The organism is Sinorhizobium sp. 7-81 (assembly GCF_030124405.1).
Classification (GTDB): Bacteria; Pseudomonadota; Alphaproteobacteria; order Rhizobiales; family Rhizobiaceae; genus Sinorhizobium; species Sinorhizobium psoraleae.
The window spans coordinates 165,615-169,952 of sequence record NZ_JASKLT010000002.1 but is presented as its reverse complement, the minus strand read 5'-3'; the positions used below and the strand labels follow the sequence as shown (position 1 = coordinate 169,952).

The window sequence follows — 4,338 nt, the reverse complement described above, 5'->3', positions numbered from 1 at the left end:
AATTCCTGGTCCTGCGCCGGAGCAACGATGTCCTCGCTGAACTCGTCGGTGCGAAGCGCCCGATCGACGAGCGACATCGACATGGCCTTGCGCTCGCTCTGACCGAAGACGAGGCCATAGCCGCGCGTGAACTGCGGCGGTTGCTTGGCCGAGCCCTTGAACTGGTTGACCATCTGGCATTCGGTGACGCGGATCACGCCGAGCGAAACGGCAAAGCCAACCTCCGGCAGGTCCAGTTCGACCTCGACCTCGCCGATCCGGACGTCGCCGACGAAGGGGTGGGTGCGGCCGTAGCCGCGCTGGGTGGAATAGGCGAGGGCCAGCAGAAAACCTTCGTCGCCACGCGCAAGCGCCTGAAGGCGGAGGTCGCGTGCCATCGGGAATTCCATCGGCTCGCGCGTGAGATCGCCCATCACGTGGCCTTCCGGCATCCGGCCGTCGCCTTCGATGAGGCCCTCGCCATCGAGAATGTCGGAGACGCGCATGACATGCTCGCCGGGCTCTTTCACTGCCGGCTCCTCAACTGTCTCATCTGCGATCAGCGAAGGATCGAGCAGGCGGTGGGTGTAGTCGAAGGTGGGGCCGAGCAGTTGGCCGCCAGGCAGATCCTTGTAGGTGGCCGAGACGCGGCGCTCGACCTTCATCTTCGCCGTGTCGATCGGCTCCGAATAGCCGAAGCGCGGCAGCGTCGTGCGGTAGGCCCGCAGGATGAAGATCGCCTCGATCATGTCGCCGCGCGCCTGGCGCACGGCGAGCGCAGCCAGTGCCCGGTCATAAAGCGAGGCCTCGGCCATCACGCGATCGACGGCAAGTCCGAGTTGTTCGATAACCTGCTCGATGGTGATCGAGGGCAGCGCGCGGTCGCCGCGGCGGCGATCGGCAAGCAGGCGATGGGCATTGGCAATGGCGGATTCCCCGCCTTTGACGGCTACGTACATGCTCTTACTCCCGCTCGAGTTTGGTGGTGCGCGGCAGGCAAAGGACCGCATCGCCTGCCGTCAGGACCAGGTCGATGCCGCGCGGGAAGATCGCCCGGTTGGCAGCCCAGAAATCGAGGAAGAGATCGGGCAGGCCTTCCGGCGCGATGACCGTCTCATCCTTGATTCCCGGTCCCCTGGCGATAAACGGCTGGCCGCCCGTGAGCGCTTCGATCTCGATGACCAGCGTCGTCGAGCGGTCGGGATATTCCTGCGTGCCGAGCGCGAACTGATCGAAACTCGGCACGGCGGCACCCTTCTCGATGAAGGCGAAGCGGGCGTCATCCTTCGTTTCGATCATTGGTGCGCCAGTGTGGAAGGCGATCCATTGCGGGACTGCGGACTTTGCGAGCGCTGGCGAGAGCCAGACGGACGTGTCGTGGTCGCAGAGCGTCAGCGCAACGGCGCCGCTGGCCTTGCCAAGCGGGGAGGGCGGGGCGGCAAGCGCCGCAAAGCTGGTAACGGTGCCCGGGCGGGCAAAGCCATCCATCAAGGTGCGAAATACGGATTGCGCCTGAAACACCGGATCGGCGAAGGCGCCGGCATAGATTTGCGATTGTGCGGCCATCAGTCGTCTCCCCGGACCATGGTGAAGAAGTCGACGCGGGTCGCGGCGGTCTCTTCCGCCTTCCGGCGGTCTTCCGCATCGATGCGGGCGGCGATCAGCCGGTGCAGCGCTTCGACTGCCGGGCGATACTTTCCGGTCTGGAGAAGCGCATCGAAGATCGCGGCGTAGCGGGCGCGTTCCTTGTCGGTGCCGAGCAGTTGGCCGTGGCCGATCTCGCCGCTGGAGAGCCTGACCGTGGCGCGCGACACGGTCGCTTCGCCGAGGTTGAAGGCATCGCCGCCGCCGCCGATCCGGCCGCGCACCATGACGAGACCCGTTTCCGGACCACGGACCGCGAAGATTTCCGGCTTGTCGGCGATCGCTTGCCAAGCCGTCTTCAGTTCGGCGAGGCTGGCGCGCGCCAGAAGCCGCATGCCTTCCCTGCGCTTGGCCGCCTCTTCGGGGAGGCCTTCAAGTTTCTGAGTTGCGTTCATGGTTTTATCCTAAATGTCTATTGATCTAGATAACTGTACATCTTATACTTTTCCTTAGCCCCCGCAAATGACAGGCTTGTGACATTCGCGGAGAAAATGGGGTGAAGAGGAATGGCGTTGAAGAAAATCGTCGAACGGCAGACCGGCGTGGCGCTCTGGCGGCAGATCGCCGACCGCATCCGGCTTTCGATCAGTAACGGCGACTACGACCAGACCGGCATGGTGCCGCCGGAAACGGTGCTGGCGCAGGAATTCGGCGTCAATCGCCACACGGTTCGCAGCGCCCTGGCGGCGCTGGCGGACGAAGGCCTTGTCCGCGCGGTGCAGGGGCGCGGCACGATCATTGAGCGCAAGGACCGCGTCAGCTATCCGATCTCGCGGCGCACCCGCTTTTCGCAAGGACTCGGCCGACAGGTGAAGGAGATCGGCACGCGGCTGCTTGGCCATGCGGAAGTGCCGGCGAGCGGCGAAGTTGCGGCGGCCCTAGGCGTTTCTCCCGGCGCCTTGCTCATAGAGTTGCGAACGGTGAGCAGCGGCGACGGCCGGCCGCTCTCGACGGCGGTCAGCTATTTTCCCGCCGACCGCTTTCCCGGGATAGCCGAGGAATACGCCCGCCTCGGCTCGGTCACCAAGGCTTTTGCCGTGCACGGGCTGGACGACTATGTGCGCGTTTCGACCGAAATCGTCGCGCGGCATGCCGATGCAGACGAGCTTTCGCTTTTGAAGCTCTCGCCCGGCGCGATCGTGATGGAAGCGCAATCGGTGAATGCCGATCTTGACGGCAAGCCTGTCGAATTTTCGCGCACGCGCTTTGCCGCCGACCGGATGAAGCTGAGGATAGAGACGTAGGCGGAGCGGGATGATTTCGGGTTGAATTTGAGGAGCGGCTTGCTGCGCGAAAATGCCCCTCATCCGGCCTGTGGCCACCTTCTCCCCGCAAGCGGGGCGAAGGGGACTCGTGGCGACGCTCTGCCGCCCAAGCCCCTTGCGGGGAGAGCGTTAGGGTGAGGGGCAGATATTCGACCCAAGACCGCATGATCTACGCGCTGTCCAGCGTCAACGCGATCCGGATCTTCTGGCCGGCCGCAAGCTTCTCCTGCCGCCGAACCTCCGCCTTGACCGGCAGGAGAAACGAGCCCGAGCCCTTGTCGGGAAAGATCGAGGTCGTCCATTCGGTCTTGCCGGTGCGTGCGATTACCTGTTCGCTTCCCCATCCGCGCTTTTTCGGTTCGGCCAGGAACTTGACTTGCTGGGCGATGTCCTTGGGCAGGGTGACGAAATGCCAGCCGCCCTTTCCAGGATAGAGCCATAGTTCCGCTTCAAACTCGAAAACCGTCACGTGTCCCTCTTTCTGTCGTCAAAACAAGGCAATGACGCCGCATTTCCGACGCGTTTTTGCCGCACCTACTAAACTGCTTTAATGCATGTCGTTTTCCCAAAACCGCTGCACACTTTTGGGCGACATGCATTACCCTTTGCATCAGGATCCACGCATTGTCTTCCCTGGGGGAGAAACGAAATGGCGACGTGGCGACCCGATCCTTCCTTTTATCCGTCACCGCGCATGGCCGCAAAGGCCCCGAAGGAAACCATCGCCTATGTGGCGGCCTTCGATCCGGATCGACAGCGACCGGATGCGATTGCCGTGGTCGATGTCGATCCGACCTCAACGACTTATTCTGAGATCGTCGGGCAGGTCGAAATGCCGAATGTTGGCGACGAACTGCATCATTTCGGCTGGAACGCCTGCTCGTCCTGCCTTTGCCCCAATGCGCCGCACCCGCATGTCGAGCGCCGCTATCTGGTCGTGCCCGGTCTCAGGTCGTCGCGGCTTCATATTATCGACACCAAGCCGGATCCCAAAAATCCGCAGATCGTCCGCGTGATCGATCCGGCGGAAATTGCCGAGAAGGCAAACTATTCGCGGCTGCATACCATCCATTGTGGACCGGAGGGCATCTACGCCAACGCGCTCGCCGACCGCGACGGCAACGCGCCGGGCGGCATCTTCCTGCTCGACCACGACAGCTTCGACGTGCTCGGGCAATGGGAGATGGATCGCGGACCGCAGAAGCTCGCCTATGATTTCTGGTGGCATCTCGGTCACGACACGATGATCACCAGCGAGTGGGGTACGCCGGAGACGTTTGAAAACGGCCTTGTTCCGGAAGTGCTGCTCGGCTCGAAATACGGCCGCAAACTTCATTTCTGGGACCTCAACAAGCGCAAGCACGTGCAGGAGATCGACTTCGGCGAAGAGCATCAGCTCGTCTTCGAATTGCGTCCCGCGCACGATCCGACCAGGGCCTATGGCTCTGTC

At 62.9% G+C, this 4,338-nt stretch carries 6 protein-coding genes; 2 read left to right on the top strand and 4 right to left on the bottom strand.

The genetic code is table 11. The features are described from left to right. The 3 genes from QN224_RS08125 to phnG form a co-directional block, all read right to left on the bottom strand. The coding region (locus QN224_RS08125) for a carbon-phosphorus lyase complex subunit PhnI (RefSeq protein WP_283976233.1) at positions 1–938 on the bottom strand (938 nt) is incomplete at its 3' end. A gap of 4 nt (positions 939–942) precedes the next feature. Further along, positions 943–1,545: a phosphonate C-P lyase system protein PhnH gene (gene phnH, locus QN224_RS08120; RefSeq protein ID WP_283976232.1), complete on the bottom strand. Its 603-nt coding sequence runs from the start codon at positions 1,543–1,545 to the stop codon at positions 943–945. Next, the gene (phnG, locus tag QN224_RS08115; RefSeq protein ID WP_283976231.1) at positions 1,545–2,018 is read right to left on the bottom strand and encodes a phosphonate C-P lyase system protein PhnG; all 474 of its coding nucleotides are present in this window, start codon (positions 2,016–2,018) and stop codon (positions 1,545–1,547) included. Before phnG ends, phnH begins: the two co-directional genes overlap by 1 nt. A 111-nt stretch (positions 2,019–2,129) precedes the next feature. On the opposite strand from phnG, the gene phnF reads away from it, so the two are divergent. Then, complete coding sequence (gene phnF, locus QN224_RS08110) at positions 2,130–2,867, top strand: phosphonate metabolism transcriptional regulator PhnF (RefSeq protein ID WP_283976230.1); 738 nt, start codon at positions 2,130–2,132, stop codon at positions 2,865–2,867. Positions 2,868–3,057: 190 nt separating this feature from the next. On the opposite strand, the gene QN224_RS08105 is transcribed toward phnF, so the two are convergent. Further along, positions 3,058–3,357 carry a DUF1905 domain-containing protein gene (locus tag QN224_RS08105; RefSeq protein WP_283976229.1) on the bottom strand — a complete coding sequence of 100 codons (300 nt, stop codon included), beginning with the start codon at positions 3,355–3,357 and terminating at the stop codon, positions 3,058–3,060. Between the two features lie 180 nt (positions 3,358–3,537). Between QN224_RS08105 and QN224_RS08100 the strand changes: the two genes are divergently transcribed. Further along, positions 3,538–4,338 (top strand): selenium-binding protein SBP56-related protein (locus QN224_RS08100; RefSeq protein ID WP_283976228.1); only part of this gene is annotated, 801 nt, incomplete at its 3' end.